The 681-nt window shown below is 41.7% G+C and carries 1 protein-coding gene; it reads left to right on the top strand.

Going from position 1 to position 681, the window contains the following annotated elements; all coding sequences use genetic code 11:
• Positions 1-597 (top strand): group II intron maturase-specific domain-containing protein (locus DXA60_RS18545; protein WP_278336456.1); only part of this gene is annotated, 597 nt, incomplete at its 5' end.
• Between the last annotated feature and the right edge of the window lie 84 nt (positions 598-681).

Raw genomic sequence — 681 nt, 5'->3', positions numbered from 1 at the left:
ATTATGGTCGGAAGCGAAATGTCTGCCAATCGTGTAATGAGAAACATATCTCGTTTTATTGAAGAGAAACTAGGACTCAAAGTTAACATGACCAAGAGCAAAGTAGATAGACCAAGAGGATTGAAATATCTGGGTTTCGGATTCTACTTTGATTCAAGAGCACACCAATTTAAGGCAAAACCACATGCAAAATCAGTAGCAAAGTTCAAGAGGCGAATGAAAGAACTCACTTGTCGTAGCTGGGGCGTTAGTAACAGCTATAAGGTTGAGAAACTTAATCAGCTTATCAGAGGGTGGATTAACTACTTTAAAATAGGTAGTATGAAGGTGTTATGTGCCACGCTCGACCAAAGCATAAGATTTCGATTGCGCATGTGTATATGGAAACATTGGAAAACTCCACAGAATCGCGCGAAGAACTTAATAAAGCTAGGGGTATATAAGAAACTAGCGTACTCAACGGCTTATAATGGTGCGAGAATCGCACACTGCTGTCAAGGCGGTGCCATGAATGTAGCCGTTACAAAAGAAAGACTAACCCGTTTTGGATTAATCTCAATGTTAGATTACTACACCGAAAGGTGTGTTACTTGTTAAGTTGACTGAACCGCCGTGTACCGAACGGTACGCACGGTGGTGTGAGAGGTCGGGAAATCACTCAGATTTCCCTCCTACTCGATT

Source organism: Roseburia sp. OF03-24, from assembly GCF_003463035.1.
GTDB lineage: Bacteria > Bacillota > Clostridia > Lachnospirales > Lachnospiraceae > Roseburia > Roseburia rectibacter.
Note: the sequence above shows the minus strand (reverse complement) of the source record. Positions and strands in the feature narration are given on the sequence as shown.